Annotated in this window: 18 protein-coding genes; 8 read left to right on the top strand and 10 right to left on the bottom strand. The window is 32.1% G+C overall.

What is annotated here, in order from left to right:
- Positions 1-39 precede the first annotated feature (39 nt).
- The 8 genes from ACTPNM_RS05370 to ACTPNM_RS05335 form a co-directional block, all read right to left on the bottom strand.
- On the bottom strand, positions 40-3,207 hold the full coding sequence (locus tag ACTPNM_RS05370) for a S41 family peptidase (protein ID WP_440120919.1): 3,168 nt from the start codon (positions 3,205-3,207) through the stop codon (positions 40-42).
- Between the two features lie 68 nt (positions 3,208-3,275).
- Positions 3,276-4,046 (bottom strand): tryptophan synthase subunit alpha, encoded by a 771-nt coding sequence (gene trpA / locus ACTPNM_RS05365; RefSeq protein ID WP_440120918.1) that lies wholly within the window; start codon positions 4,044-4,046, stop codon positions 3,276-3,278.
- A gap of 33 nt (positions 4,047-4,079) precedes the next feature.
- Complete coding sequence (gene trpB / locus ACTPNM_RS05360; protein WP_440120917.1) at positions 4,080-5,255, bottom strand: tryptophan synthase subunit beta; 1,176 nt, start codon at positions 5,253-5,255, stop codon at positions 4,080-4,082.
- 4 nt (positions 5,256-5,259) lie between these two features.
- Complete coding sequence (locus tag ACTPNM_RS05355; RefSeq protein ID WP_440120916.1) at positions 5,260-5,880, bottom strand: phosphoribosylanthranilate isomerase; 621 nt, start codon at positions 5,878-5,880, stop codon at positions 5,260-5,262.
- A gap of 22 nt (positions 5,881-5,902) precedes the next feature.
- Entirely contained in the window at positions 5,903-6,691 is a 789-nt protein-coding gene (gene trpC, locus ACTPNM_RS05350; RefSeq protein WP_440120915.1) for an indole-3-glycerol phosphate synthase TrpC, read from the bottom strand.
- 139 nt (positions 6,692-6,830) lie between these two features.
- A complete protein-coding gene (gene trpD, locus ACTPNM_RS05345) occupies positions 6,831-7,817 on the bottom strand; it encodes an anthranilate phosphoribosyltransferase (protein ID WP_440120914.1) in 987 nt (328 codons plus the stop codon).
- 70 nt (positions 7,818-7,887) lie between these two features.
- Positions 7,888-8,466 (bottom strand): anthranilate synthase component II, encoded by a 579-nt coding sequence (locus ACTPNM_RS05340; RefSeq protein WP_440120913.1) that lies wholly within the window; start codon positions 8,464-8,466, stop codon positions 7,888-7,890.
- Position 8,467: 1 nt separating this feature from the next.
- The gene (locus ACTPNM_RS05335; protein WP_440120912.1) at positions 8,468-9,859 is read right to left on the bottom strand and encodes an anthranilate synthase component I family protein; all 1,392 of its coding nucleotides are present in this window, start codon (positions 9,857-9,859) and stop codon (positions 8,468-8,470) included.
- 379 nt (positions 9,860-10,238) lie between these two features.
- On the opposite strand from ACTPNM_RS05335, the gene asnB reads away from it, so the two are divergent.
- The 3 genes from asnB (at position 10,239) to ACTPNM_RS05320 (ending at position 13,910) form a co-directional block, all read left to right on the top strand.
- Positions 10,239-11,900: an asparagine synthase B gene (gene asnB, locus ACTPNM_RS05330; RefSeq protein ID WP_440120911.1), complete on the top strand. Its 1,662-nt coding sequence runs from the start codon at positions 10,239-10,241 to the stop codon at positions 11,898-11,900.
- Between the two features lie 236 nt (positions 11,901-12,136).
- Positions 12,137-12,667: a hypothetical protein gene (locus tag ACTPNM_RS05325; protein ID WP_440120910.1), complete on the top strand. Its 531-nt coding sequence runs from the start codon at positions 12,137-12,139 to the stop codon at positions 12,665-12,667.
- Between the two features lie 148 nt (positions 12,668-12,815).
- Complete coding sequence (locus ACTPNM_RS05320) at positions 12,816-13,910, top strand: helix-turn-helix domain-containing protein (protein WP_440120909.1); 1,095 nt, start codon at positions 12,816-12,818, stop codon at positions 13,908-13,910.
- A gap of 72 nt (positions 13,911-13,982) precedes the next feature.
- On the opposite strand, the gene ACTPNM_RS05315 is transcribed toward ACTPNM_RS05320, so the two are convergent.
- Entirely contained in the window at positions 13,983-15,161 is a 1,179-nt protein-coding gene (locus ACTPNM_RS05315) for a DUF3103 family protein (protein WP_440120908.1), read from the bottom strand.
- Positions 15,162-15,589: 428 nt separating this feature from the next.
- Between ACTPNM_RS05315 and gyrB the strand changes: the two genes are divergently transcribed.
- The 4 genes from gyrB to mdh all read left to right on the top strand — a co-directional run bounded on the left by gyrB (position 15,590) and on the right by mdh (position 21,611).
- Positions 15,590-17,527, top strand: a complete 1,938-nt coding sequence (gene gyrB / locus ACTPNM_RS05310) for a DNA topoisomerase (ATP-hydrolyzing) subunit B (RefSeq protein WP_440120907.1) — start codon at positions 15,590-15,592, stop codon at positions 17,525-17,527.
- A 92-nt stretch (positions 17,528-17,619) separates the two neighbouring features.
- On the top strand, positions 17,620-18,642 hold the full coding sequence (locus ACTPNM_RS05305; RefSeq protein WP_440120906.1) for a DUF6588 family protein: 1,023 nt from the start codon (positions 17,620-17,622) through the stop codon (positions 18,640-18,642).
- A 37-nt stretch (positions 18,643-18,679) separates the two neighbouring features.
- The gene (locus tag ACTPNM_RS05300; RefSeq protein WP_440120905.1) at positions 18,680-20,578 is read left to right on the top strand and encodes a PQQ-binding-like beta-propeller repeat protein; all 1,899 of its coding nucleotides are present in this window, start codon (positions 18,680-18,682) and stop codon (positions 20,576-20,578) included.
- A 106-nt stretch (positions 20,579-20,684) separates the two neighbouring features.
- Positions 20,685-21,611: a malate dehydrogenase gene (gene mdh / locus ACTPNM_RS05295; protein ID WP_440120904.1), complete on the top strand. Its 927-nt coding sequence runs from the start codon at positions 20,685-20,687 to the stop codon at positions 21,609-21,611.
- Positions 21,612-21,817: 206 nt separating this feature from the next.
- On the opposite strand, the gene ACTPNM_RS05290 is transcribed toward mdh, so the two are convergent.
- On the bottom strand, positions 21,818-22,501 hold the full coding sequence (locus tag ACTPNM_RS05290; RefSeq protein WP_274639249.1) for a cell division ATP-binding protein FtsE: 684 nt from the start codon (positions 22,499-22,501) through the stop codon (positions 21,818-21,820).
- 124 nt (positions 22,502-22,625) lie between these two features.
- On the opposite strand from ACTPNM_RS05290, the gene ACTPNM_RS05285 reads away from it, so the two are divergent.
- Positions 22,626-25,646 carry a tetratricopeptide repeat protein gene (locus ACTPNM_RS05285; protein WP_440120903.1) on the top strand — a complete coding sequence of 1,007 codons (3,021 nt, stop codon included), beginning with the start codon at positions 22,626-22,628 and terminating at the stop codon, positions 25,644-25,646.
- Positions 25,647-25,661: the final 15 nt, after the last annotated feature.

Genomic DNA, 25,661 nt, shown 5'->3' with positions numbered 1-25,661 from the left:
GAGTTTAAACTCTACGCTTGATCTTATTTTTAGTTATTATTACTTAATATCTTGTAACAACACCTCAACTGCTTTTTTTAATTGAGCATCTTCTCCTCTATCCTTCCATCCTGGTGCATTTTTTACTAAATAATCTGGTACTGCTGGGGCTTCGTTCTCCATATTCTTTCCTGATTTTTTTACATACCACGCTCTAAATGGCATACGAATCATTCCGTTTTGCAAACGTTTACCTCCTGTAGAAATTACTGCTCCAAAAGTTGGTTGTCCTACTAATTTTCCTAAGCCTAAATTTTTGAACGCATGCGAGAAAATCTCTGCATTTGAATAACTATTTTCATTACATAAAGCTACCATAGGCTTTGTGTTTACTGATAAAATAGCTCGCTCATTAAATGGATAATTTCCTTTAAATTTTTGATGATTTTTTAAACTTTTAGCTGCTCCTCTTGGTACTGTATATGCATGTTGATCTACATTTAATACCGCCATTAATCGGTCTGTAGTCCAACCACCACCGTTATAACGTACATCAATTACAATTCCTTTTTTACCATACCCACTTGCTTTTAGTTCACGTTCAAAACGCTCAAAACTTGGCATATTCATTCCTTGAATATGAATATATCCTAATTGACCATTTGAATACTCATCTACCAATTTCTTTCTAGAGTTTACCCATTCTTCATATTGCAGCCTTCTTAACGATCTTTCTGGACGTAACACTACATCTTTACCATTATCTAAACTCAATAAAATCTCTTTTGATTGTGTATTCTTTAGTAAACTATAAAAATTCGTATTCTTTTTAATTTCTTGTCCGTTAACAACTGTAATAATATCTCCTACTTTTAATTTACTTGTAGATTTATCTGCTACTGAATTTGGTAACACATAAGAAACCTTAACTCCTTTCTTAGTATTCTCTACTTCTAATCCTAATACTCCAACCTTATCATTTGTATTTCTTGGCGCACTTCCACGGTAGCCCATATGACTCGCGTTTAATTGTCCTAGCAACAAATTAAACATATATGTGTAATCTTGTTGTGTAGTTGCTGACAATACCCATGGCTTATATTTTTTTACCAAGGCATTCCAATTATAACCATGAAATTCTGGATCGTAAAAACCAGCGGTTAATGCTCGTATACCTTCTTCAAAAACCTGCTGAAAAACTTCGTCTCTGTGAGTAGTGTAAGTAGCAGTGTGTGGTAATCTTGTTACCTTATCTGATTTTGTGTTTAATTCAGCTAATCTTCCTTTTGAAGTAAAGTAAATTTTCCCTTTATTTTCAGTAAAGTTTCTTGCGTTGGCTACACCTTTAACTAATTTTGGTTTGCTACCGTCCCATTTAACTTTGTAGGTACTTCTTTTTTCTGTAGCAGGATTGGTTGCTGAAAAATAAATGAAATCACTATCTGCACTAAACACAGGACTATACTCATTATCTTGTAAAGAAGTAACCTGCACTAAACGATCATAAATTTTATCTTCATCTATTTTTACAACTACTTTTTTCTTCTTTTTCTTTCCTTTTTTTGCATCTTTCTCTTTAGAGGATTCTTCTTTCTTCTCAGGATAATAAGCTCCTTCTTCGTGATCTAATTTTGACTTTTCCCAATCTGACTTTTCTAACCAAACCATCCAAACATCATAATTAATTCCGCTTCTGTTTGATAAAAATGCTAACTTTTTTCCGTCAGCACTCCAAACTGGATTACGGTCACTTCTTGGATGCATAGACACATTCATTTTGGTAGATGGTTTTTCAATCGATTGAATAAAAATTTCGCTATCAAAATTTAAGTCCTCTTGAGAATACGCTATATACTTACTGTCTGGACTCCATGAAACTCCTTCAGCAGCTGCCCATGAATTAGAGTATTCTTTAGCATTTGTTATTTTTTCTTTTTTAACATCAGCAATCATTAAAATTCCTCTTCCTACCTGGTAAGCTATCTTCTTTCCGTCAGGAGAAACTAAGGAATATTCTATATCTTCTTTGTTATTGGTAAGCTTAGTAACTTTTGTTTTTAAACTACGGTGTAATCCTACTAAAGTATCTATAGAAACTGCACTATACAATTGATAAACTCCATCTCTATCAGAAGAAAAAACAACTGTTTTATCGTCTAACCACTGTGGATTAATATCTCTATAAGGATGCTTGCTTACATTGTTTGAACGCTTTTTTTCCTTATTGTTTTCCTTAACAAAGATTTCTCCATTAATTTCTAAAGCTACATTTTTACCATTTGGTGAAACTGCATAATTACTAATGTCTCCTGAAACTGTTTTGGTTTCTTCTTCTTCAAAACGATTGTCTGAAACAATATCTAAATTAACTTTTTGAGTTTTCCCATTTACTAATTTGAACGTATCAGCTCCACTAGTATAAACAATTACCCCGCTGTTACTTACCGAAAATGTCTGTACACCATCTTTAGTTTGTATCGTTAATTGAGTAGCTGTTCCATCAGCTGTTCCATTTGATGAAATTACTTGCTTATAAATATTATAACGTCCACTTTTTGCACCTATATAATATAAATTTCCGGCTGCATCCCAAGCTGGAGAATGATCGTTCTTATTACTTGTTGTTATTTGGTGATATTTTTTTGTTTCTGTATTGTATATCCAAATGTCACGTTGTGCAGAACCAGTATAATCTTCACGTGCAATACGACATGCTCCTTTGGTAAAAGCAATTAATTTTCCATTTGGTGATACGGAAGCCATTTCTCCATAAGCAGTTAATAAACGACGTGGTGTTTCTCCTTTTTCATTAACTACATACATTTGTTTATCCCACTCTGGACCTCTTAATACACGGCCTGTAGTAAATACAACATCCCCTTCATTTGTCCAATCCGTAGGTGTATTTGTTGTTGGGTAATAGGTTAGCTGTTTAGGAACTCCTCCTTTTACTGAGGTTACAAATACATTATCATTTCCTTTTCTATTTGATGAAAATGCAATTTCAGTTCCATCTGTATTCCAAACAGGGTTGCTTTCGTAACCTTTATGAATGGTTAACCTTTTTGTTTGCTGATTGTTAAAGTTATATAGCCAAATATCGCCATAATAACTGAATGCCATTTGAGAAGCATCAGGGCTTATCACAGGCTTACGAATTAACGTATGTTGCGCAAATAAAAAATTACTTGCTATTAAAGCCACCCCTAAGAATATCTTTTTAGTCATGTTGTTTGATTTTTTAAATCCCCAAATTACTTCATTATGACTAAAACTCTAATAAAATTAGGAATATATTAACAGTTCTTAACAGTTTTTACAAAATCACCAATTCCTTCAACTCCCTTTTTTTCTAGCTCTTTTATAAAAGCTGAACCAATAATTGCTCCGTTTGCATATTCACAGGCAGTAGAGAATGTTTTATGATCTGAAATACCAAAACCAACAATTAACTTACTTTGTAAATTCATTGCTTGAATTCTTTTAAAGTAGTTGATTTGTGCTGATGAAACTTCGCCTTTAGCACCTGTAATAGATGCTGAAGCAACTACATAAATAAAAGCATCTGATAAAGCATCTATTTTACGGATGCGTTCATCAGAAGTATGTGGCGTAATTAAAAAAACATTTGTAATTCCGTAGTTTTTGAATAACTGTTGATAATGGTTCTCGTATTCAACCATAGGTAAATCGGGAATAATTACAGTATCTATTCCGCAATCTTTTACTTTTTGACAGAATTTATCTTCTCCATATTTAATAATCTGATTCAAATAGCCCATTAATACCAAAGGAGTTGTATTTGAATCTCTAATCGAGGTTAATTGTTGAAAAACAACATCGAGATTCATGCCATTTTTTAAGGCTACATCACTACTATGCTGAATAGTTGGCCCATCAGCCAATGGATCAGAATATGGCAAACCTACTTCTATAAAATTGACTCCGCTATTACTTAATTCGGTAATAATTTTTGTGGTATCGTCTAATTTTGGAAAACCTGCCGTAAAGAAAATAGACAGTAAATCGTTTTCTTTTTGATTGAATATATCTTGAATTGAGTTCATTTCTAATAGCTTTTAGCCATTAGCCAGAGGCTATTAGCTTAAATGTTTTATATACGTTTCTAAATCTTTATCTCCTCTTCCTGATAAATTTACCACCACAACTTGATCTTTTTGTAAATTCATTTTTGGTAACACGGCTAAGGCATGGGCACTTTCTAACGCTGGAATAATTCCTTCTATTTTTGTTAGCTCGTAAGCAGCTTCTAATGCTTCTTTATCTGTGGCATTCATAAACGTTGCGCGTTCTGTTTCATGTAAATAAGCATGTAACGGTCCCACTCCTGGATAATCTAATCCTGCTGAAATCGAATACGGTTCTACAATTTGTCCGTACTCATCTTGCATTAAAATGGTTTTACTTCCATGAATAACTCCTACTTCTCCTAATTGTGATGTCGCAGCACTTTCTCCAGAATTCACTCCTAATCCTGCTGCTTCAACTGCGATTAATTCCACTTCTTCATCCTCTAAATAATGATAAAAAGCACCTGCAGCATTACTCCCTCCCCCTACACATGCAATAATAGTATTTGGATTTTCATTTCCAGTTTGTTCTTTTAGCTGTACTTTCATTTCTTCTGAAATTACTGCTTGTAAGCGTGCTACCATATCCGGATATGGATGTGGCCCCACTACAGAACCTATTAAATAATAAGTATCTGGATGTTGAATCCAATAACGAATCGCTTCGTTTGTAGCGTCTTTCAAAGTTTTACTTCCACTAGTGGCAGGCACTACCTTTGCTCCTAGCATTTTCATACGAGCCACATTAGGTGCTTGCCGCTTAATATCGGTTTCTCCCATAAAAACAACACACTCTAATCCCATTAAGGCACATACTGTTGCCGTAGCCACTCCATGTTGTCCTGCTCCTGTTTCTGCTAAAATTTTAGTTTTCCCTAAATGTTTTGCTATTAAAATCTGACCAATGGTATTATTTACTTTATGCGCTCCTGTATGATTTAAATCTTCTCGCTTTAAATAAATAGTCGCTCCGTATTTCTCTGATAATCGTTTTGCTAAATACAACGGACTCGGACGACCAACATAGTGTTTTAATAAGTCTTTATATTCTTGCTGAAAAGTTTCAGACTCTATAATTTGTATATAATTGTCTTCTAACTCTTTTACATTTGGGTATAACAATTCTGGAATAAATGCTCCTCCAAATTGTCCGTAATACCCGTTATTATCTGGTTGAAATTTCATATGATTAGCTTTTAGCTGTTAGCTTTTGGCAATAAGCCTTAAACTGTTCTATTTTTTTTACTGATTTTATTCCTGGCTTTGTTTCAAACTTGCTGTTCACATCAATGGCATAGCAATGCTTAGATGCTGACGTTTTAAAAAACATGGTTAACTCATCTACTTCTTCCAAACCTATTCCACCGCTTAAGAAGTACCCTTTTGTTGAATTATAATCTTTTAAAACTTGCCAATTAAATGTTATCCCATTTCCTCCTCGCTCTTTTCCTTTAGTATCAAACAAAAAGTAATCAACTACTTCTTCGTACGGTTTTAAAAGCTCAAAATTGAATGCTCCTTTAATTCCAAATACTTTTATGATTTCTACTTTTGGTAGATGTTGTTTTAACTCTTTAATATACGCTACAGATTCATCTCCATGTAACTGAACTGCTTCTAACTGATATTCTTCAACTAATGAAACTACTATTTCTACATATTCATTTACAAAAACGCCTACTTTTTTGATTCCTTTGGGTAGTTTCGGAATGATCCCTTCAAAATTTCTTGGAGATTTTTCATAGAAAATAAAACCTAAGTAGTCAGATTGTAGTTCAGCTACTTGCTGAATATTTTCTACGAACTTCATCCCGCAAACTTTTAATTTCATATTATCTAATTTGATCGATAAATTCTTGACATGCTTGTCCAGGGTTATCTGTTTTCATAAAATTTTCTCCTATTAAAAAGCCATGAAAACCATGTTCTTTTAACCCCGTAATAATTCTTGGATCAGAAATTCCGCTTTCAGAAACCTTCACAACAGTATCAGGAATTTGATTTGCTAAGTTGATAGAATGTTCTAAATCAACTTCAAATGTTTTTAAGTTTCTATTGTTAATTCCTATAATTTTATTGTCTAAATCTCCAATTTTATCTAAATCTTCTTGGGTATGTACTTCGTACAATACCTCTAAACCTAGGTCTGTAGCTAACTGACCGTAATTTTTCAACTGCTCTGAGGTTAAGCAAGTAGCTATTAACAAAACAACATCGGCTCCAATAGCTTTTGCTTCCACGATTTGAAATCCGTCAACAATAAAGTCTTTTCTCAAAATTGGTTTTTGTTGGTTGACAACTCTCGCTTCCATCAAATCTGCCATGGTTCCTCCGAAGAAAGATGTATCGGTTAAAATAGATTGCGCTGCTACATTGGCATCTAAATACCCGTTGGTTACTTCAGCAACTGTTGACTTATCGTTGATAATTCCTTTGGAAGGTGATTGACGTTTAAACTCTGCTATAATTCCTGTTGAATATGGCTCTAACAATGATTTTTTTAACGAGATTGGTTGTCTTTTAAAATTTGGACTCTCCACCAGTTTTTTAACTGCAACCTCAGCTTTTATTTTTCCTACTTCTTGTTTTTTAAAGGCTATTATTTTATCTAGTATTGTCATATAATCAATTATGATTTTTTAATATTTTGTCATTTCGAGTGATTTTCTACTTTAGTAGGAAATTGTATCGAGAAATACTTGTTCTCAGTACTAATTTATTCGTTCCTTATAAATTCAATCGAACTGACACTCTTCAGTCTTAGTTTACTAATTTCTCTAACGATTCTTTCGCTTTTAACCCTAATAAAGAGTCTTTTGCTTCTTCAAAAGCAGTTTCAAAACTCTTCTCTTTATCAAAGGTTTTTAAAGCAAAAGCAGCATTGGTTAATACCACATTGTTTTGTGCTTCAGTTCCTTTTCCATTTATAATATTCACAAATATTTCGGCAGCTTCTTTCACAGTATTTCCTCCAAAAATAGCAGACGGTGCAATTTGTTGTTGTCCTAAATCGGACGGGGAAACTTGTTGCTCTGCTTCTTTTGTAAATAATTTAAAATCTCCTGTGAGTGAAATTTCATCATACCCGTCTAGTGCGTGTACCACCCCATAATTCACATTCGATTGCTGTAACATATAATTGTATACTCTAGCCACTTCTAAATTGAATACGCCCACCAACTGATTTTGTGGTCGACTCGGATTTACCAACGGACCTAACATGTTGAAAAATGTTTTTACTCCTAATTCTCTTCTGATGGGAGCCACTACTTTCATCGCTGGATGAAATAAAGGTGCATGTAAAAAACAAATATTCGCTTCTTCTAACTGACGCTTTAAAGTTGATTCATCGTTTGTAAAGTTATACCCTAAAAACTCTAACATATTGGATGATCCTGAAGCTGAAGAAACTCCATAATTCCCATGTTTAGCCACTTTATGTCCTGTTCCTGCTACGATAAATGAGGTTAATGTTGAAATGTTAAACGTGTTTTTTCCATCACCTCCTGTTCCGCATAAATCAATTGTATTAAAATCCGATAAATCCACTTTTATTGCTAATTCCAACAAAGCTTCTCTGAACCCTGACAATTCATCAACTGAAACTGGACGCATTAAAAACACTGTAATAAATGCAGCTATTTGTGAAGCATTGTATTTTTCTTGAGCAATGTTCATCAACACTTCTTTAGATTGTTCTTTCGTTAATCGTTTTTGTTCAAATAAGGTGTTTAGTATTTTTTTCATTTCTCTTTTTATTTTTCTTAGAATGAAGCAGTTCTCTTATAACAAATTTCTTGCTTCGCTCGAAATGACATTATTTATTTACACTTTCTATAAAATTCTGAATCATTTTTTTCCCTTCTGGAGTTAAAATACTTTCGGGATGAAACTGTACTGCTTCAATTGCAAATTCTTTATGTCGCAGTGCCATAATACTTCCGTTTTCATCAATTGCTGTTATTTCTAATTCCTCTGGAAAATTATTATGAGAGGCAATCCAAGAATGATAGCGTGCTGCTTCAAATGTTTCTGGAATACCTTTAAAGGCTATAGTGTCTTTTTTTGTCACTTTCATTTCAGTAGCAACTCCATGAAACACATCATTTAAGTTTTCTAACTCCCCACCAAAAACCTCAGTAATTGCCTGTAAACCTAAACAAACCCCAAAAATTGGAATTTTACCTGCATAGGTTTGTATAGTTTCCTTTAATATACCTGCTTCATCAGGAATTCCTGGTCCTGGTGACAGAATAATAGCATCGTATTTTTTAATTTCTTCTACAGAAATTTCGTCGTTACGATACACATCTGGTAAAGTACCCGTAATATCCTCTACATAATGTACCAAATTATAGGTAAACGAGTCGTAATTATCTAAAATTAATATATTCATCTTATATGTTTTCTGCCAACACTAATGCTTTTTTTAATGCTGCTAATTTGTTATTTACTTCCTGTAGTTCGTTTTCTTCTTTCGAGTTGATTACGATTCCTGCTCCTGCTTGATAAAACAAGGTATTATTTTTGCTTACAAAAGAACGAATTGCTATGGCTTGATTTACATTCCCGTTCAACCCGATAAATCCAACACAACCTCCATAAAATCCACGAGTTTGATTTTCATAAGTATCAATCAACTCCATCGCTTTATATTTAGGCGCTCCACTCAAAGTTCCTGCCGGAAATGTATCTCCTACAATTTCTATCGGATTTCCTGTAATCTTTCCTGTTACTGTAGAAACTAAATGAATTACATGACTAAAATACTGCACTTCTTTATAAGTTTCAACCGTTACATTAGTAGCATGCTTGCTTAAATCATTTCTTGCTAAATCCACCAACATTACATGTTCAGCATTCTCTTTCGGGTCATTTGCTAGCTCTTTTGCTAACTCCCTATCTTTCTCGTCATCTCCTGTTCTTCTAAAGGTTCCTGCAATTGGATTAATAATTGCCTGACCTTCTTCTATTTTAATTTGTGCTTCTGGTGAAGACCCCATCAACTTAAAACTTCCGTAATCAAAATAGAATAAATAAGGTGAAGGGTTTATAGAACGTAATGCTCTATATACATTAAATTCATCACCTTTAAACTGTTGCTGAAATTGACGTGACAATACTAATTGAAAAACATCTCCTCTTTTACAATGTTCCTTTGCTTTGGTTACACTTCCTTTAAATTCTTCATCTGTTATATTCGAAGTTTCTTCTCCTTGAAAAGCAAAGTCGTATTTTGCAAAAGATTGAGAATTTACCAAATTTTCAATTTCAGACACTCGAGACTCTTCTCCTTCAGGAATATTTTCTATCAATATCATTTCGTTCTTAAAATGATTTATTGCTACTATAAATCGGAAAAAACTATATTGTAATAATGGAATTTCAGAAGGTGCTTTTTTAGAACTAAATCGAATAGTTTCAAAATATTGTACAGCATCAAAAGTAGTGTAACCATACAATCCATTAAATGATTTAATCTCCTCCGAACAATCTACAGAAATAATATCACTATAAGCATCAAACCTCTCATAAAAATCTCTTTGAATAGCTACTCTTTCTAATTCTTCTTTTTGGTAAGACAGTACTAACTGATCTTCTTCTGCCTTAATTGTTACCAATGGTTCTATACATAAAAATGAATAGCTATTTTCTTTACTATGATAATCTGAACTTTCTAACAGCAAACTATTTGCATATTTATCTCTTGTTCTTAAATACAAGCTAACTGGCGTAACCATATCTGCCAATTGTTTTTTTGCTATTGTTTTAAAAGTAATTTTTTTCATTTCATTTAATTTGTAAAAACAAAAAAGGCTTATCATGAGATAAGCCTTTTCGTTGTATTATAGATATAACAGTATGGTCTCACTAACGTAAGTTATGAGTTTTCCACCACCAGTTATTTAATTGTTGATTCATCATTATGCTACAAATGTATAAAGTGATTTTGATTTTACAAACTTTTCTTTCAAATTATTTATTACAACTAAAAAACAGTAAGCTTATTTGAGCAAACAGCTAACAACAAGTTTCACTTTAATACAAAAACAATATTTATAGTTTTAATTTATAATTATATTTAATTTTTACATTACAATTAAAAAACATTCCTCTGTTATTTGTACCAGAAATAAACCAAAAAGAATAGAATTAAAAATTATTATTATGTGTGGAATTGTATGTGCGTTTGATTTAAAACAACCTTCAGATAAACTGAGACCTCAATTATTAGAAATGGCTAAAAAAATTCGCCATAGAGGTCCAGATTGGAGCGGGATTTATAGTGATGAGAAGACAATTATGGCACATGAGCGATTAGCAATTGTTGACCCTGCCTCTGGACAACAGCCTCTATTTAGCCATGACCGTAGATTTGTTTTAGCTGCTAATGGAGAAATATACAATCATAAAGAAATAAGAAAACAACTTAAAGAACAACATGAGTTCTTAACAAAATCTGACTGTGAGGTGATTCTTGCACTTTATAAAGAAAAAGGTATGGAGTTTTTAGATGATTTGAACGGAATTTTTGGTTTTGCTGTATACGATTCTATAACCGACGAATATCTAGTAGCTCGTGACCACATGGGTATCATTCCACTATATATGGGATGGGATAAACATGGAACTTTTTATGTTGCTTCTGAATTAAAAGCTTTAGAAGGAGTTTGTAACAAAATTGAAGTATTTCCTCCTGGACATTATTATACACGTGAAGATGGATTACAACAATGGTACTCTCGCGACTGGATGGAATACGAAGCTGTACAAGACAACCAAACTTCCATTGATGAAGTACGTGATGCTTTAGAAGCTGCTGTTCACCGTCAATTAATGAGTGATGTACCTTACGGAGTTTTATTATCTGGAGGATTAGATTCTTCTATTACCTCAGCTATTGCTAAAAAATATGCGGCTAAACGTGTAGAATCTGGTGATAAAGATGCTGCTTGGTATCCACAACTACACTCTTTCTCTATTGGTTTAGAAGGGTCTCCTGATTTAGCTGCTGCTAAAAAAGTATCTGAATATATTGACACTATTCATCATGAAATCACTTTTACCATTCAAGAAGGTTTAGATGCCATTCGTGATGTAATTTACAACTTGGAAACCTACGATATAACTACAGTTCGTGCATCTACCCCTATGTATTTAATGGCACGTGTTATTAAATCTATGGGAATAAAAATGGTACTATCTGGTGAAGGTGCTGATGAACTTTTTGGAGGGTACTTATACTTCCATAAAGCTCCAAACTCAGAAGAATTTCACAAAGAAACTGTACGCAAATTAGACAAACTATATCAATACGATTGTTTACGTGCAAATAAAAGTTTGATGGCTTGGGGAATTGAAGGTCGCGTACCGTTTTTAGATAAAGAATTTATGGATGTTGCAATGCGTATTAATCCAGAAGACAAGATGATTAACGGTGAACGTATGGAAAAATGGGTATTGCGTAAAGCTTTTGAAAGCTACTTACCTGAAGAAGTGGCTTGGAGACAAAAAGAACAGTTCTCTGATGGTGTTGGATACAACTGGATTGATACTCTAAAAGAAGTTGTAGAAGCTGCTGTTACTGATGAAATGATGGTAAATGCCTCACATCGTTTTCCCATCCAAACACCAAGAGCAAAAGAAGAGTATTATTATCGTTCAATATTTGAAGAACATTTCCCTAGTGAAACAGCTGCTTTAACAGTACCGTCTGTTCCTTCAATTGCATGTAGCACACCTACTGCATTAGCTTGGGATAAAAGTTTTCAAAACCAAAACGAACCCTCAGGTAGAGCTATAAAAGCTGTACATGAAGACGCATACTAAGAAAAATTCTTAGTTTTTTTTCAAATTTTAGTTGTGATTAAAATCTCGCTTTAGCGGGATTTTTTTATACAAAAACTTAAAACTTTGTTAAACTAAATTCTCTGAATCATTTTTTATAGTAATAAGAACAATTTTGATAACACTTTTATTTTTTTGACAGTAATTTTGTTCTTCCTCAAAACCGAATTATTACTCATACTCCTCCTTTTATTTAACAACCACTAAAACTTAGTATTATGAAGAAATTTGTATTTGGTTTACTTTTCCTAGGTCTAACCAGCCTGGTACATTCCCAAAGTAATGGAGTCGCTAAAAATATTATTTTAGAGCCCGTTACCATTAAACCTTTAAACCTAAGCTATCTTAACGAAGTTCAACACAAGGACACACCTGAACTAGTCAAAAATCTAGAAAATGAAGCCGCTAGATATGACATTACAGAAGATCCTATTTTTGATAGAGAGTTTGAAGCTTATGAAGTTATTTTCAGAACAAAAAAAGAAGGAGGAACAACTGGACAAATAACAGCTACTTACGACTCTAATGGTAAAATTATGAGTTCTATTGAACGTTATAAGAACATACTACTACCTAAAGTAGTGAGAACAGCTATTTTAAACAAGTACCCTGGCTGGATAATACACAAAGATGTTTACCTTGTTACCTACAGAAACAACAGTAAATCAAAAAAAGTATTTAAAGTTCAAATTAGAAAAGACGGAAAACGAAAAAATTTAAAATTAGATTATGATGGTAATATTCATTAAGAAATAAGTTTCCTTTATAACGACATAAAAAAGTATTTTACTAAATTGTAAAATGCTTTTTTTTAGTGTTTTTCCCCTTTTATTTGGGATTTTCCTTCTTTCCTTTAAAGCTAGTAACTTTTCAAGTTACTATTTATTAACTTTACATATGTCGGTTTATTTGATTCAACATATAACGAATAACAACACTGCTATTGACTTAGCTATTGCTTTTTATTCCAAACTTCAACAAACTCTTCTTAAAAGATGTATTAACTGTTGGATTGACCGTAAAAAAAATAGTGTTTTTTACCTTATAAAAGCTTCTGATAAAAGGTCAATACAAAAACTATACTATAAATCTATTAATTTACGTCCCTACAAAATTACCTCAGTTAACAACCATTTAGTTTATGCTTTCTTAAAGAGTGTACAGCAACTTAAAGCAATACAATCTAGGTCATTCTACCCTCCCAAAAAACATTCAGTTATTTTTTTAGCTAAAACATTCAATAAAAAAACATTCTTACTAAACAAAGCAAAAGCCCTTGAGTCCATATCATTTAAAAAATCTATTATTCAAAACTTAATCACCTCTTACAAAGGGAATCAAATAGAGGACAATGAATACGTTACAGCTTCATTTCACTCTTTTAAAAACGCTTTAGGCTGCACTGTTTCTATATTAGATAAACTAAATAAAAGAGCAGATAACACTTCCACTAAAATCATTTTATACACATCATTACACAATAATAAAGAAACTACCTTTACTCAAACAATTCCTAAGCTTACAAAGCTACTCTACCTTATAAAAAAGAAAGAACAACTTATTGTTTCTTCAAAAACAACAAACATGCATCCTTCACTTTCTAACTTAAAAAAAATCTACTGGCTAACACCCGAAAAAGAATCCTTTATATTAGCATTAATAGAAATACTTTCAAAAAACTATCATAAACCAAAATTTAAAGTTTGTGACATTTGTAATTTAATGATGATGTCTAAAACTAAACTGTACAGAAACTGTAAAGACATTACTGGAAAATCTATTAACCAACTACTGAAAGAATTTAGACTCTTAAAATCTATAGACTCTATAACAATGAGTTCATCTGCTATAGGCCAAATTTCGACAGATGTAGGCTTTAACAGCAACTCTTACTTTTCTAATTGTTTTAAGAAAAAGTTTGGCATGTCTCCAAAAGAGCTTTCAAAACAAAAAAACTCTCTAGGTTTTCCTCACAACATACAACTATCATAATCAAAACATTTTAAAATAAAAAAAGCACCCTGAAAATTCAGAATGCTCTTTCATTTACTTATCCTTTACTTTTTAATTTGGCGCAACATAAAAAGGAGATAAGTTTACCTTAGCATTTCTTCTAGCACCATAATAATTATAGTAACTCTTATTTTTTTCAATTGTATAAAATGAATCTACATAATCATCATTATTAGTATACCAACTATCTGGCATGGCTTGAAGTATAGCTCCTGCAACTTGGCCTAAAACACTAACCCAAGGCTGGGTTGAAACTGCTCCTATAATTTGAAAAACTCCATTTACAATAGCAGAAACTAAATCTTTATAATTTGTGTTATCATCTTTTTCAAACAGCTGAATATTTGCAGCTTGATATTGATAATCATCCCAAAACAATAATATTTGATTTGGATAATAATCAGTGTCATCATGATCTAAATAATACATAGGTATTACCTTTATTTCTGGATTATTTTGATCATCTTTAATCCCTGATGTTACTGCATATACCTCAGCAGCACCACTAATCCATGGCTCTTCATCGTCATTTAATCTTATTTTATCTAGTTTTGTAGTTTCTAACCCTACATTTCTAGCAGATTTAGCACTTAAATCTAATGAAGAGTTTGAAAATCTGTTATTTTGAACTCCATTTTCTTGAAGGTACTTATTCATATAAATCACCTCTCTTTTTAAAGTTTCAAAACCATCAGTTTCAATAACTATAACTGTTTGACTAGGAGCTTCTTTTGGATCAAGATAAACTACTTCTTTATCTATCGTATAAGCTTCAACTCTTTTCCAAGTTTCCTCTTCTCCTTCTGGAGCAAAGGAAAACAACACATTAGAAAAATTTTCTATCCTTTCTCCATTGTGCATCCAAACTTCTAAAATCTCTATCTTTTCTGGAGCAACTTCTTTAGATGCCCTACCTTCCAACATCGTTGTTTTAGACCTTAGTTTTTTATACGATTCTTCATTACTTACAAAATCAGAAGTCTGTTCTAAAATTTTAGCCATACCTACACTTGGTTGTTGATTATTCAACAATTCAAGAGTCTTTTCTTTAAAGCTTTGATTTTTCATCAAATCAATAAACTGCATTGTAATTTCTTTCTTGTTTACTGAATTTGATAACTCTTCTTGAACAATATTCTCAGAGTTTCCGATTAACTCTTCTGAATTGTTACAGTTCATAAACAGCATTGAAACAAGCAATGCTCCTAATAAAATTCGGGGGTTTTTCATTTTTAAAAAATTTTAAATTTATTAATACTAGATTCAATATTAACAAAAAACACAATAAAAAACTTAAAAAATGTTAATTTTTTACATAAAAAAAACATAACCAAATAAAATACATATATAAATGTATTTTTTTAACACTAAATAAACAACTTCATAACTTACCGCTAACAAAAACGCTTTTAAAGACCTGTAAGCTACTTTACTAAAGAAAAATTTACTACAGTTACTCCGTTTTCTCTAAAAATTAATTTAAGGAGGTTTTTAGCCTTTTTAAGAGCTTTTTATTTTTCAAAGCAATGTTGATAAATCCTAGCAAAAACCTCTTAAAAACTTTATTTTAAGGTTTAAAAATTGTAAATTTGTATGATACAATAGTCGCTTTCGAGCGATTTTTTTATGATAAAGATTTTAATTTAACTCTCTTTATAATGAGCGAAGAAAAAAAACATAATTATTCTGCCGATAGTATTCAGGCACTAGAAGGAATGGAGCATGTACGTATGCGTCCTTCCATGTATATTGGAGATGTTGGAGTGCGTGGTTTACACCATTTAGTATACGAAGTTGTAGATAACTCTATTGATGAAGCTTTAGCAGGTCACTGTGATGAAATATCTGTAGACATCAATGAAGACAACTCAATCACCGTAAAAGATAACGGACGTGGTATTCCTGTAGGAATCCACAAAAAAGAAGGAGTTTCTGCACTACAAGTAGTAATGACCAAAATTGGTGCTGGTGGTAAATTCGACAAAGACTCTTATAAAGTTTCTGGAGGATTACACGGTGTTGGGGTTTCTTGTGTTAATGCACTTTCTGACCATTTAACTGCAACCGTACACAAAGAAGGGAAAATTTGGCAACAAGAGTACGAACGAGGAAAGACTTTATACCCAGTAAAAACTATTGGTGATACTGATTTTACAGGAACCATTGTTACTTTTTTACCAGACAGATCAATCTTCCAACAAACTACCGAATACAACTACGATACCTTAGCTACTCGTATGCGTGAGTTAGCATACTTAAACAAAGGTATTACTATTACGTTGACAGACAAACGTAATAAAGATGATGAAGGTAATGATATTGTTGAAACATTTCACTCTGAAGAAGGTTTATCTGAATTTGTTAAGTTCTTAGATGGGACAAGAACTCAGATTATTCAAGATGTAATTTCTATGGAAGGTGAAAAAAACGGCATCCCTGTAGAAGTTGCAATGGTTTATAATGATTCATATGCTGAGAACTTACATTCATACGTAAACAACATTAACACACACGAAGGAGGTACACACTTATCAGGTTTCCGCCGTGGTTTAACACATACATTAAAAAAGTATGCTGATGAGTCTGGTTTACTTAAAAATGTAAAATTCGAAATAGCTGGTGATGATTTCCGTGAAGGACTTACTGCAATTGTTTCCGTAAAAGTAGCAGAACCTCAATTCGAAGGTCAAACAAAAACAAAGTTAGGTAACCGTGAAGTAAGTGCTGCTGTATCACAAGCAGTTTCTGAAATGTTAACAGACTACTTAGAGGAAAACCCTAATGACGCTAAAACCATTGTTCAAAAGGTAATCTTAGCAGCACAAGCACGTCATGCAGCACGTAAAGCTCGTGAAATGGTGCAACGTAAAACAGTAATGAGTATTGGTGGTTTACCTGGTAAATTATCTGACTGTTCAGAAACTGACCCTAAAGAATGTGAAATCTTCCTTGTAGAGGGTGACTCGGCAGGTGGTACTGCAAAACAAGGGCGTGATCGTAACTTTCAAGCAATTCTTCCTTTAAGAGGTAAAATCTTAAATGTAGAGAAAGCAATGCAACACAAAGTTTTCGAAAACGAAGAAATCAAAAACATGTTTACCGCATTAGGAGTTACTATTGGAACAGAAGACGATCCTCGCGAGTTAAACTTATCTAAGTTACGTTACCATAAAGTAGTTATTATGTGTGATGCCGATGTTGATGGTTCTCACATTGCTACTTTAATTTTAACATTCTTCTTCCGTTACATGCGTGAAATGGTTGAACAAGGATATATTTACATTGCCACCCCTCCTTTATATTTAGTTAAAAAAGGACAAAAACGTGAGTATGCATGGGATGACAATCAACGTGATTTAATAGCTCAAAAAATGGGTGGATCAGTAACTATTCAACGTTATAAAGGTCTTGGAGAGATGAATGCAGAACAATTATGGGACACTACCATGAACCCTGAGTTTAGAACATTACGACAAGTTACTATTGACAACTTAACAGAAGCAGATAGAATTTTCTCTATGTTAATGGGAGATGAAGTTCCTCCACGTAGAGATTTTATAGAAAAGAACGCAAAATATGCTAATATTGATGCATAAAATATTTTCTTAACTTTAAAAAAGCTCAATAATATTATTGAGCTTTTTTTTATTTTATATTTTTACCGCTTAAAAACAACACCCTCATGATTATGAAAAAAATTCTTTTACCACTTTTAACTTTAATAGTAAACTTTAGTGTTAAAGCTCAAGAGTTAGAAACTATTTTATTAGCAAAAGAAGATGCTAGCAAATTAACAAATGCTTATTTAGATCCTGCCATGAAAGGTTTTATTTATAGCATGAACAATGGTTGGTATCACACTGCTAAAGTTCATAAAAAATTTGGTTTTGACATTTCTATAGGAGCAAATGCATCTTTTATCCCTTCTGAGGATGAAATGTTTAATCTAACGAAAATAGGACTATCTAACAACACTACGTATAACCAAAACACTACAGCTACAGTTGCCGGAAGTAACTCAATAACTCCTGCTGAATTAACATACACAACTACTATAGATGGACAACAAGTTGAAGCCAACTTTACTATGCCTGAAGGTATTAAAGAAGACTTACCAGCAAATGCTGTACCCGCACCATCTGTTCAGGTAGGACTAGGGCTTCCTTTTAAATTTGAAGCAATGCTTAGATATTCTCCTAAAGTAGGTTCAGACGATGTAAAAGGAGGATTATTTGGTATTGGTGTTAAAAAAGAAATCACAGATTGGTTCGGTCCAATGGACAAGACTCCTTTACATGTTTCTTTATTAGCCGCCTACACAAATATGAATGTAGATTATACTATTGGTGATGTAAATGGAGACATTGAAGCTAGAAATGCTGTTACAGAATTTAGATTAAATTCATATACTGTTCAAGCTATAGCTTCTTTAAACTTTCCTATTATCAATATTTATGGAGGTGTTGGATATAACGGAGGTAACACAAGCTTAGACATGAGAGGAGATAGTTTTTACGCGAACTATTCTACGCCTTTAGGTACAGAAAGAGAGAATCTTGGAACAAACCCACTATCTCTTAGCTCTAGTTCTGGAAGTTTTAACACTACTTTGGGTGCTCGTTTAAGTTTAGGTTTCTTTAAAATCTTCGGAAGTTATACCTTACAAGAATATAACTCTGTTAATGCTGGTATTGCTTTTAGCTTTAGATAAAATTTAGTAAAAAAATTAACAATAAAAATTATAGAAAATGTTTAACTTGAAGAGGTTTCTAACCTTATTAATAACTACAGTGTCATTTGCCACTTTTTCACAACGTGATGCATCAAAAACACTAAATTTTGAGAATAAAGTAAAAGATTTGTTAGTAGTGCCTTTTAATGGTATTAGTGTTATTTCTGAAGGAGATAATGTACACGGCTATGACCCTACTAAAGAAGAAATAATATGGTCTGCAAAAAAACAAAAAAATAATAGTGTTGTTTTAGACGTTAGTTCAATGGATGGGGATATTAACGTTGATGTTTTAGGTTCTTTGTTTCCAGGTGAAAGAGAATTTGCATATATTGAAGACACCCCTTTTATTCAATTATTTCACTCTAATAAACTATATGTTTATAATAGTTTTAATGGTGAGCTTATCTTTAACCCTCCAAGTTTGGAAAGATATTTTCAATCTAAGTATTTATTTGATGAAAATGCTTTATTGTTATATGGTATTAGTGAAAACAAATTAATAGTAGCTAAATATTTGCTTTCTGATAAAGAATTTGCATGGAAAACTGCTGTCTCTGATCAATTTTTTGAATTTTTTAATTCTCTTTTAAAATTAAGTGGAACTGTATTTAAGGATAAATTTACGTATACAAAAGATAAGGTTTTTGCATTAATAAAAACTAAGTTCTATACTTTAGATAAATCAACAGGTAAGCTATTATGGAAGTCTGAAGAAAAGAATATTCTTGATTATAAGAACTCTTTAGACGGTAATAAACTGATAACCATTAAGAAAAAAGGCTTTTTGGGTTTTAAAAATGAAATTGAACTTTATGATGTTCCTACAGGGAATAAAATATGGAAAAAACCTTTAAGCACTAAATTCTTAATATTGTTTGAAGATTGGCAAGATAAAATGCTTTTAGCACACTATAAAGGTTTTAATTTTTATGATTATAATACTGGGAAAAAGTTGTGGAAAAAGGATCCGAAAGGAAAGGGTATTAAATCTGTAATTCCTATTGATGGTGATTTTCTTTACGTATATGATGATGAAATGATGCTTATAAACAAAGACGGTGAAAAACTATGGAGAGGGGATGTTACTATATCAGATAACGATGATGACCCGATTTTCTTCTTAGAAAAAACAAATAATAATAGAATATTATATGTTACCTCTACTTATGCTAACATGGTTGATTATAAGACAGGAAAAAAAGTTTGGAGTAAGAATTTAAAACTTAATGAAAAAAGACCAACATTTGCGGATTATGATGCAAAAAGCGGAAATTTTATTGTTTTTAATGATGAAGAACTATATAAGTTTAATGAAAATTCAACTAAAAGACCAAAGCCTTTCTCTAAGTTAAAGCTTAAGAGTGAAAAGACAATTTCTAGCATGATTCTTTTCCCTAATAACATTTCTATTTCTGGGCAAAGTGAGGTTGTAGGAGTTGATTTTAGTGGAAAGCTCTTATTTCACAAGAAGTATTCTCAACCAGGAGAGCTTGGTCGAAAAATATTTAAAGGATTATCTCAAGCAGCGCAGGTAGCTTCAGCTACAGCTACTGCTGAAGTTACTGTAACGACTGAGTATAAAGATTCTAAAGGTAACTCTGTGAAAAATTCTAATACTTCAGCTTTATTTGGTGAAAGAACAAAAGCAATTGGAGAAGCAGGTTATATTGCTTCAGGTGTTACAGGAAGTTTTCTTAATGATCGATTCAATGCTATGCAAGAAACCAATAAATACGCTTTGATTTTTGCGAAAGGTGAAAACAAATCTAAGTTACTTGTAAAAGTAAATAAAGAGACAGGAAAAGAAATTGATAAAATAGTCTTAGAGAATAATAAACCAGTTTACGATGTTGATTTTGCTACAGATATGATTTATTATTCAAGAAAAAATCAAGTTAAAATTTTTAAATAGTTTTTTAAAAAAAGAAACAAAAAGAGCGCTGATTAACAGTGCTCTTTTTTGTTTTTTTCTTATTTTTGAGGTAAGAATTAATCATCACAATTAAAAATATAAAAAAATGAAAGTAACAGTTGTAGGAGCAGGTGCTGTAGGTGCAAGTTGTGCAGAGTATATTGCTATTAAAAACTTCGCATCAGATGTTGTACTGGTAGATATTAAAGAAGGTTTTGCTGAAGGTAAAGCAATGGACTTAATGCAAACAGCTTCTTTAAATGGTTTTGACACTAAAATTACAGGAACAACAGGAGATTATAGCAAAACTGCTGGGTCAGACATTTGTGTAATTACTTCAGGAATCGCTCGTAAACCAGGAATGTCTCGTGATGAATTATTAGGAATCAATGCTGGTATCGTAAAATCAGTAGCTGCTAGTTTAGTTGAACAATCTCCTAATACAATTATCATCGTAGTATCTAACCCAATGGATACAATGACATATTTAGTGCACAAAGCAACTGGATTACCTAAAAACAGAATTATTGGAATGGGTGGTGCTTTAGACTCTGCTCGTTTTAAGTACCGTTTAGCAGAAGCTTTAGAAGCTCCTATTTCCGATGTTGACGGAATGGTTATTGGTGGTCACTCTGACAAAGGAATGGTGCCTTTAACTCGTTTAGCTACTCGTAACTCTGTTCCTGTATCTGAATTCTTATCAGAAGAAAGATTAGAACAAGTAAAACAAGATACTAAAGTTGGTGGTGCTACTTTAACTGGATTATTAGGTACTTCTGCTTGGTATGCTCCAGGTGCTGCTGTATCTGGTTTAGTACAAGCAATTGCTTGTGACCAAAAGAAAATCTACCCTTGTTCTGCTTTATTAGAAGGAGAATATGGTTTATCTGACTTATGCATCGGAGTTCCTGTTGTATTAGGAAGAAACGGAATTGAAAAAATCGTTGAAATCAACTTAAGCGAAGAAGAAAAAGCTGCTTTAACTTCTTCAGCTGAAGCTGTTAAAAACAACAATACTGCTTTAACTTTCTAAGAAGTTAACACTGTATATTATAAAAATCCTGAGTAGTCTTATTACTCAGGATTTTTTTATAAACTTTTGTTAAAATTCCGATAACCGTGTAAGATTTTGCTAATATAAACGTCTTTATAGTAGAGAAGCATTAGTAGTGTTTCTTTTCATAGTTTTTCATAGCAATTTTCCCACTTCATTCTTGAAGTGGGTTTGTTTTTTATATACTATACAGCTTGCTGTACTACTTCAAACAATTCCCCTCCCTCACATTTAATCACCTTTTGTTTAAATTTCACAATTAATTGGTAATCGTGTGTAGCCATTAAAATTGTCTTTCCACTTTGGTGAATTTCATTCAATAACTCCATTACCTCTAGTGAAGTTTTTGGATCCAAGTTCCCAGTTGGCTCATCTGCTAAAATCAATTCAGGATCATTTAATAACGCTCTAGCAATTGCTACACGTTGTTGCTCACCTCCTGATAACTCAAAAGTTTTTTTATAGTACTTCTCCTTCATTCCTACCTTATCTAAAACCTCATGAATTTTATCTTTCATTTCATTTTTGTCTTTCCAACCAGTAGCCTTTAATACAAACTCTAAATTCTCAAAAACATTTCTATCATTTAATAATTTAAAATCCTGAAAAACAATTCCAAGCTTCCTTCTTAAAAAAGGAATATCCTTCTCCTTCATTTGCTTCAAATCAAAATCAACTATACTACCCAAACCACGTTGCAAACGTAAATCTCCATACAAGGTTTTTAACAAACTACTTTTCCCACTCCCAGTTTTACCAATTAAATAATAAAAGTCCCCTTTATTCAAGGTAAAATTTACTTTTGACAACACTAAATTGTCTTGTTGATAAATATCTGCATTTTCAAGGTGTAAAACAGGATTTTCCATGGAGTATAGTTTTTTACAAATCTAAAATTTTATAACGTAATTCTGTAACATTTCTTACTTTTGATAAAAAGTCTCCCAACAAAAATAAAAAACTAACGTTATAGTTTCTAGATAACTAAAAAATATGAGATTTAACTGTTTCAAAAAAAGCTGCTACTTATTTCTTTTTTTAACCTTTACAACAGCAGTAATAGCACAAGAATCGGCTATAAATACTGATGTAAATGCCGATTTTCATAAAGCAATACGTTTATACAATAATAAAGCATACGCTGCTTCTCAAGAAGTTTTTCGTGAAGTTTCAATAAATTCTGAAAAACATCATAATTTAAAAGCTGATGCAGACTATTACGATGCTATGTGCGCTATTAAATTACAACAAGATGATGCTGACTACAGAGTTAATCAATTTGTTGAAAATTACCCTTATAACAATAAAAAAGAGAAGGCTTTTTTAAATGTTGGTAATTATTATTTTGCTAATAGAAAAGCGGCCCATGCTCTAAAATGGTATCAAAAAGTAAATGAAGAACTATTGAGTCCAGAAGAAAAAAATGAGCTCAATTATAAAATGGGATATGCACTTTTAGTTTCTAATTATCTAAGAGATGCCAAGTCTCGTTTTCAAGCCTTGTTAGGAAATCCTATTTATGGTAACGATGCTCGTTATTACTACGGTTATATTGCCTACAAACAAGAAAACTTTGGAGAAGCAGAAGACAATTTAAGTCAACTAGCAAACGATGCTACCTACCAAGCTAAAGCAAACTATTACATTTTAGATATTAGTTTTAAAGCTGGGCGATTCGATAAATCAATTCAAATTGGAGAACAATTATTAAAAACTACAAAGGACAAAAAAGAGATTTCAGAAATTTCTAAAATTGTAGGGGAAAGTTATTTCAACCTTAAAAAATATGAAAAAGCTATTCCATACTTAAAAGCCTATAAAGGTAAAAATGGTCGTTGGACAAACACCGATTACTATTATTTAGGTTATGCTTATTATCAACAAAAAGATTACGAAACAGCTGTTAGTAATTTCAATAAAATTATTAGTGGAAATAACAAAGTAGCACAAAATGCTTATTACCATTTAGGAGAATGTTATTTAGAATTAGATAAAAAAACGGAAGCATTAAACGCATTTAAAAATGCTAGCGAAATGGATTTTGATACTCTAATTACACAAAGTTCTTCTTTAAATTATGCTAAATTGAGTTATGAAGAAGGAAACCCATATGAAAGTGTTCCAGATGTTTTAAAAGGATTTTTAGCTAAATACCCTACATCTCCTAACGCTGCTGAAATTAGCAATTTGTTAGTTACTTCATACTTACACCAGAGAGACTATCAAGGTGCTTTGGACTTTTTAAGTACTTCAGAAACTCCAGAAAGTAAAAGTATTATAAATGAAGTTTCTTTATACAGAGGTATTCAGTTATACAATGAAAACAAGATAACCAAAGCAAAACCATACTTTATAAATGCAACACAATCAGAAAACATGACTGTGAGTAATAAAGGGGCATATTGGTTAGCTGAAACTGAATATTCTTTAGGGAATTATCAAGACGCTCTTAAACACTTCTTATCCGTTACTGATAAAGATATTAAAGAGGCTAAAATGTTAAATTACCAAATTGGATACACAAACTTTAAACTAAAAAGCTACCCTAATGCTGCAAAATATTTTCAGCAATTTTTAGAACAGAATCTTGATGATAACGATTTGAATGATGATGCTTCAAATCGTTTAGGAGACTCTTTTTACGCCTCAAAAAGTTATACAAACGCTATTAAAGCATACAATAAAGTAATTCAAGAAGGTGGTGTAGGATCAGATTATGCACAATATCAAACAGCTATGAGTAATGGTTTCTTAGGTAAAAACGATGTAAAAGTTCAAAACCTTCAAACCCTAATTAGTGATTATGATGGTTCTCAGTTAAAAGACGACGCTTTATTCCAATTAGCAACAACTTATACAACTATGAACAATGCTTCAAAAGCTCAAAAAACTTATGAAAGTCTACTAACTAATCACCCAAAAAGCAACTACGTTCCAAACGTATTGTTACGTCAAGGGTTATTATACTATAGTAACGACAATAATAGAAAAGCCATTGAAAAGTACAAAGAAGTCGTTGCGAAACACCCAAATTCAAACGAAGCAAAACAAGCAGTAAGTAATGTTAAAAACGTATATATTGATATAGGTAAAGTTGATGAATATGCTGCTTGGGTTAAAAATGTAAGTTTTGCCAATGTTACCAATGCTGAACTAGATAATGCAACTTATCAATCTGCTGAAAACAAATTCTTAGAAAACAACAACAATAAAGCTATTGAAGGCTTTAATAAATATTTACAGCAATTCCCTAACGGAATTAATGCTTTAAAAGCTCATTTTTACTTAGCACAAGCCTATAACAACTCTAAGCTATTCGATAAAGCTATTCCTCATTATACTTATGTAAACAAGCAAACTAAAAGTGAGTTTACAGAAGAATCTTTAACCAAGTTAGCTAATATCTATTTACAAAAAGAAGATTGGAACAACGGTATTTTAGTACTTCAACAATTAGAAAAAGAAGCTAACTATCCGCAAAACATCATTTTTGCTCAAAGTAATTTAATGAAAGGATATTACAAAAAAGAAGATTATACGAATGCTATTGCCTATGCTGAAAAAGTATTAGTTAAAGGAAAGGTAGACACGAACATTGCTGAAGATGCTAAAATCATTTTAGCTCGCTCTTCGTTTAAAAATAATGACTTTTTAACTGCAGAAGAATATTTTAACGAAGCTAGTAAAAAAGCTACTGGCGAACTGAAAGCTGAATGTTTATACTACAATGCTTTCTTTTTACATGAGAATAAAGAATATGAAGCTTCTACCAAAGCTGTACAAGATTTAATTGCCAATTATTCATCATACAAATACTGGGGAGTAAAAAGCTATATAATTATGGCAAAAAATTATTATGCCTTAAAAGATGCGTATCAAGCAACATATATCTTGGAAAATATCATCAAAAACTTTACACAGTATAAAGATGTTATTGAAGAAGCAAAAAACGAGCTTCGTACTATTAAGAATAAAGAAGCAAAAACAAACGAATCAGTAACTACCCAAAACTAAAATTTGTTAATAACA

Origin of the sequence: Tenacibaculum sp. Ill (assembly GCF_051938915.1) — a bacterium.
Classification (GTDB): domain Bacteria; phylum Bacteroidota; class Bacteroidia; order Flavobacteriales; family Flavobacteriaceae; genus Polaribacter; species Polaribacter larymnensis.
This window is presented reverse-complemented; position numbering and strand designations above follow the sequence as displayed.

What these genes read in the sequence shown, in the direction of transcription:
- ACTPNM_RS05315 (WP_440120908.1), bottom strand. Translation starts at nt 15,161, where the DNA reads ATGAAAAACCCCCGAATTTTATTAGGAGCATTGCTTGTTTCAATGCTG.
- trpA (WP_440120918.1), bottom strand. Translation starts at nt 4,046, where the DNA reads ATGAACTCAATTCAAGATATATTCAATCAAAAAGAAAACGATTTACTG.
- ACTPNM_RS05320 (WP_440120909.1), top strand. Translation starts at nt 12,816, where the DNA reads ATGTCGGTTTATTTGATTCAACATATAACGAATAACAACACTGCTATT.
- ACTPNM_RS05335 (WP_440120912.1), bottom strand. Translation starts at nt 9,859, where the DNA reads ATGAAAAAAATTACTTTTAAAACAATAGCAAAAAAACAATTGGCAGAT.
- ACTPNM_RS05325 (WP_440120910.1), top strand. Translation starts at nt 12,137, where the DNA reads ATGAAGAAATTTGTATTTGGTTTACTTTTCCTAGGTCTAACCAGCCTG.
- mdh (WP_440120904.1), top strand. Translation starts at nt 20,685, where the DNA reads ATGAAAGTAACAGTTGTAGGAGCAGGTGCTGTAGGTGCAAGTTGTGCA.
- ACTPNM_RS05300 (WP_440120905.1), top strand. Translation starts at nt 18,680, where the DNA reads ATGTTTAACTTGAAGAGGTTTCTAACCTTATTAATAACTACAGTGTCA.
- trpB (WP_440120917.1), bottom strand. Translation starts at nt 5,255, where the DNA reads ATGAAATTTCAACCAGATAATAACGGGTATTACGGACAATTTGGAGGA.
- trpD (WP_440120914.1), bottom strand. Translation starts at nt 7,817, where the DNA reads ATGAAAAAAATACTAAACACCTTATTTGAACAAAAACGATTAACGAAA.
- ACTPNM_RS05285 (WP_440120903.1), top strand. Translation starts at nt 22,626, where the DNA reads ATGAGATTTAACTGTTTCAAAAAAAGCTGCTACTTATTTCTTTTTTTA.
- ACTPNM_RS05355 (WP_440120916.1), bottom strand. Translation starts at nt 5,880, where the DNA reads ATGAAGTTCGTAGAAAATATTCAGCAAGTAGCTGAACTACAATCTGAC.
- ACTPNM_RS05370 (WP_440120919.1), bottom strand. Translation starts at nt 3,207, where the DNA reads ATGACTAAAAAGATATTCTTAGGGGTGGCTTTAATAGCAAGTAATTTT.
- asnB (WP_440120911.1), top strand. Translation starts at nt 10,239, where the DNA reads ATGTGTGGAATTGTATGTGCGTTTGATTTAAAACAACCTTCAGATAAA.
- trpC (WP_440120915.1), bottom strand. Translation starts at nt 6,691, where the DNA reads ATGACAATACTAGATAAAATAATAGCCTTTAAAAAACAAGAAGTAGGA.
- ACTPNM_RS05290 (WP_274639249.1), bottom strand. Translation starts at nt 22,501, where the DNA reads ATGGAAAATCCTGTTTTACACCTTGAAAATGCAGATATTTATCAACAA.
- ACTPNM_RS05305 (WP_440120906.1), top strand. Translation starts at nt 17,620, where the DNA reads ATGAAAAAAATTCTTTTACCACTTTTAACTTTAATAGTAAACTTTAGT.
- ACTPNM_RS05340 (WP_440120913.1), bottom strand. Translation starts at nt 8,466, where the DNA reads ATGAATATATTAATTTTAGATAATTACGACTCGTTTACCTATAATTTG.
- gyrB (WP_440120907.1), top strand. Translation starts at nt 15,590, where the DNA reads ATGAGCGAAGAAAAAAAACATAATTATTCTGCCGATAGTATTCAGGCA.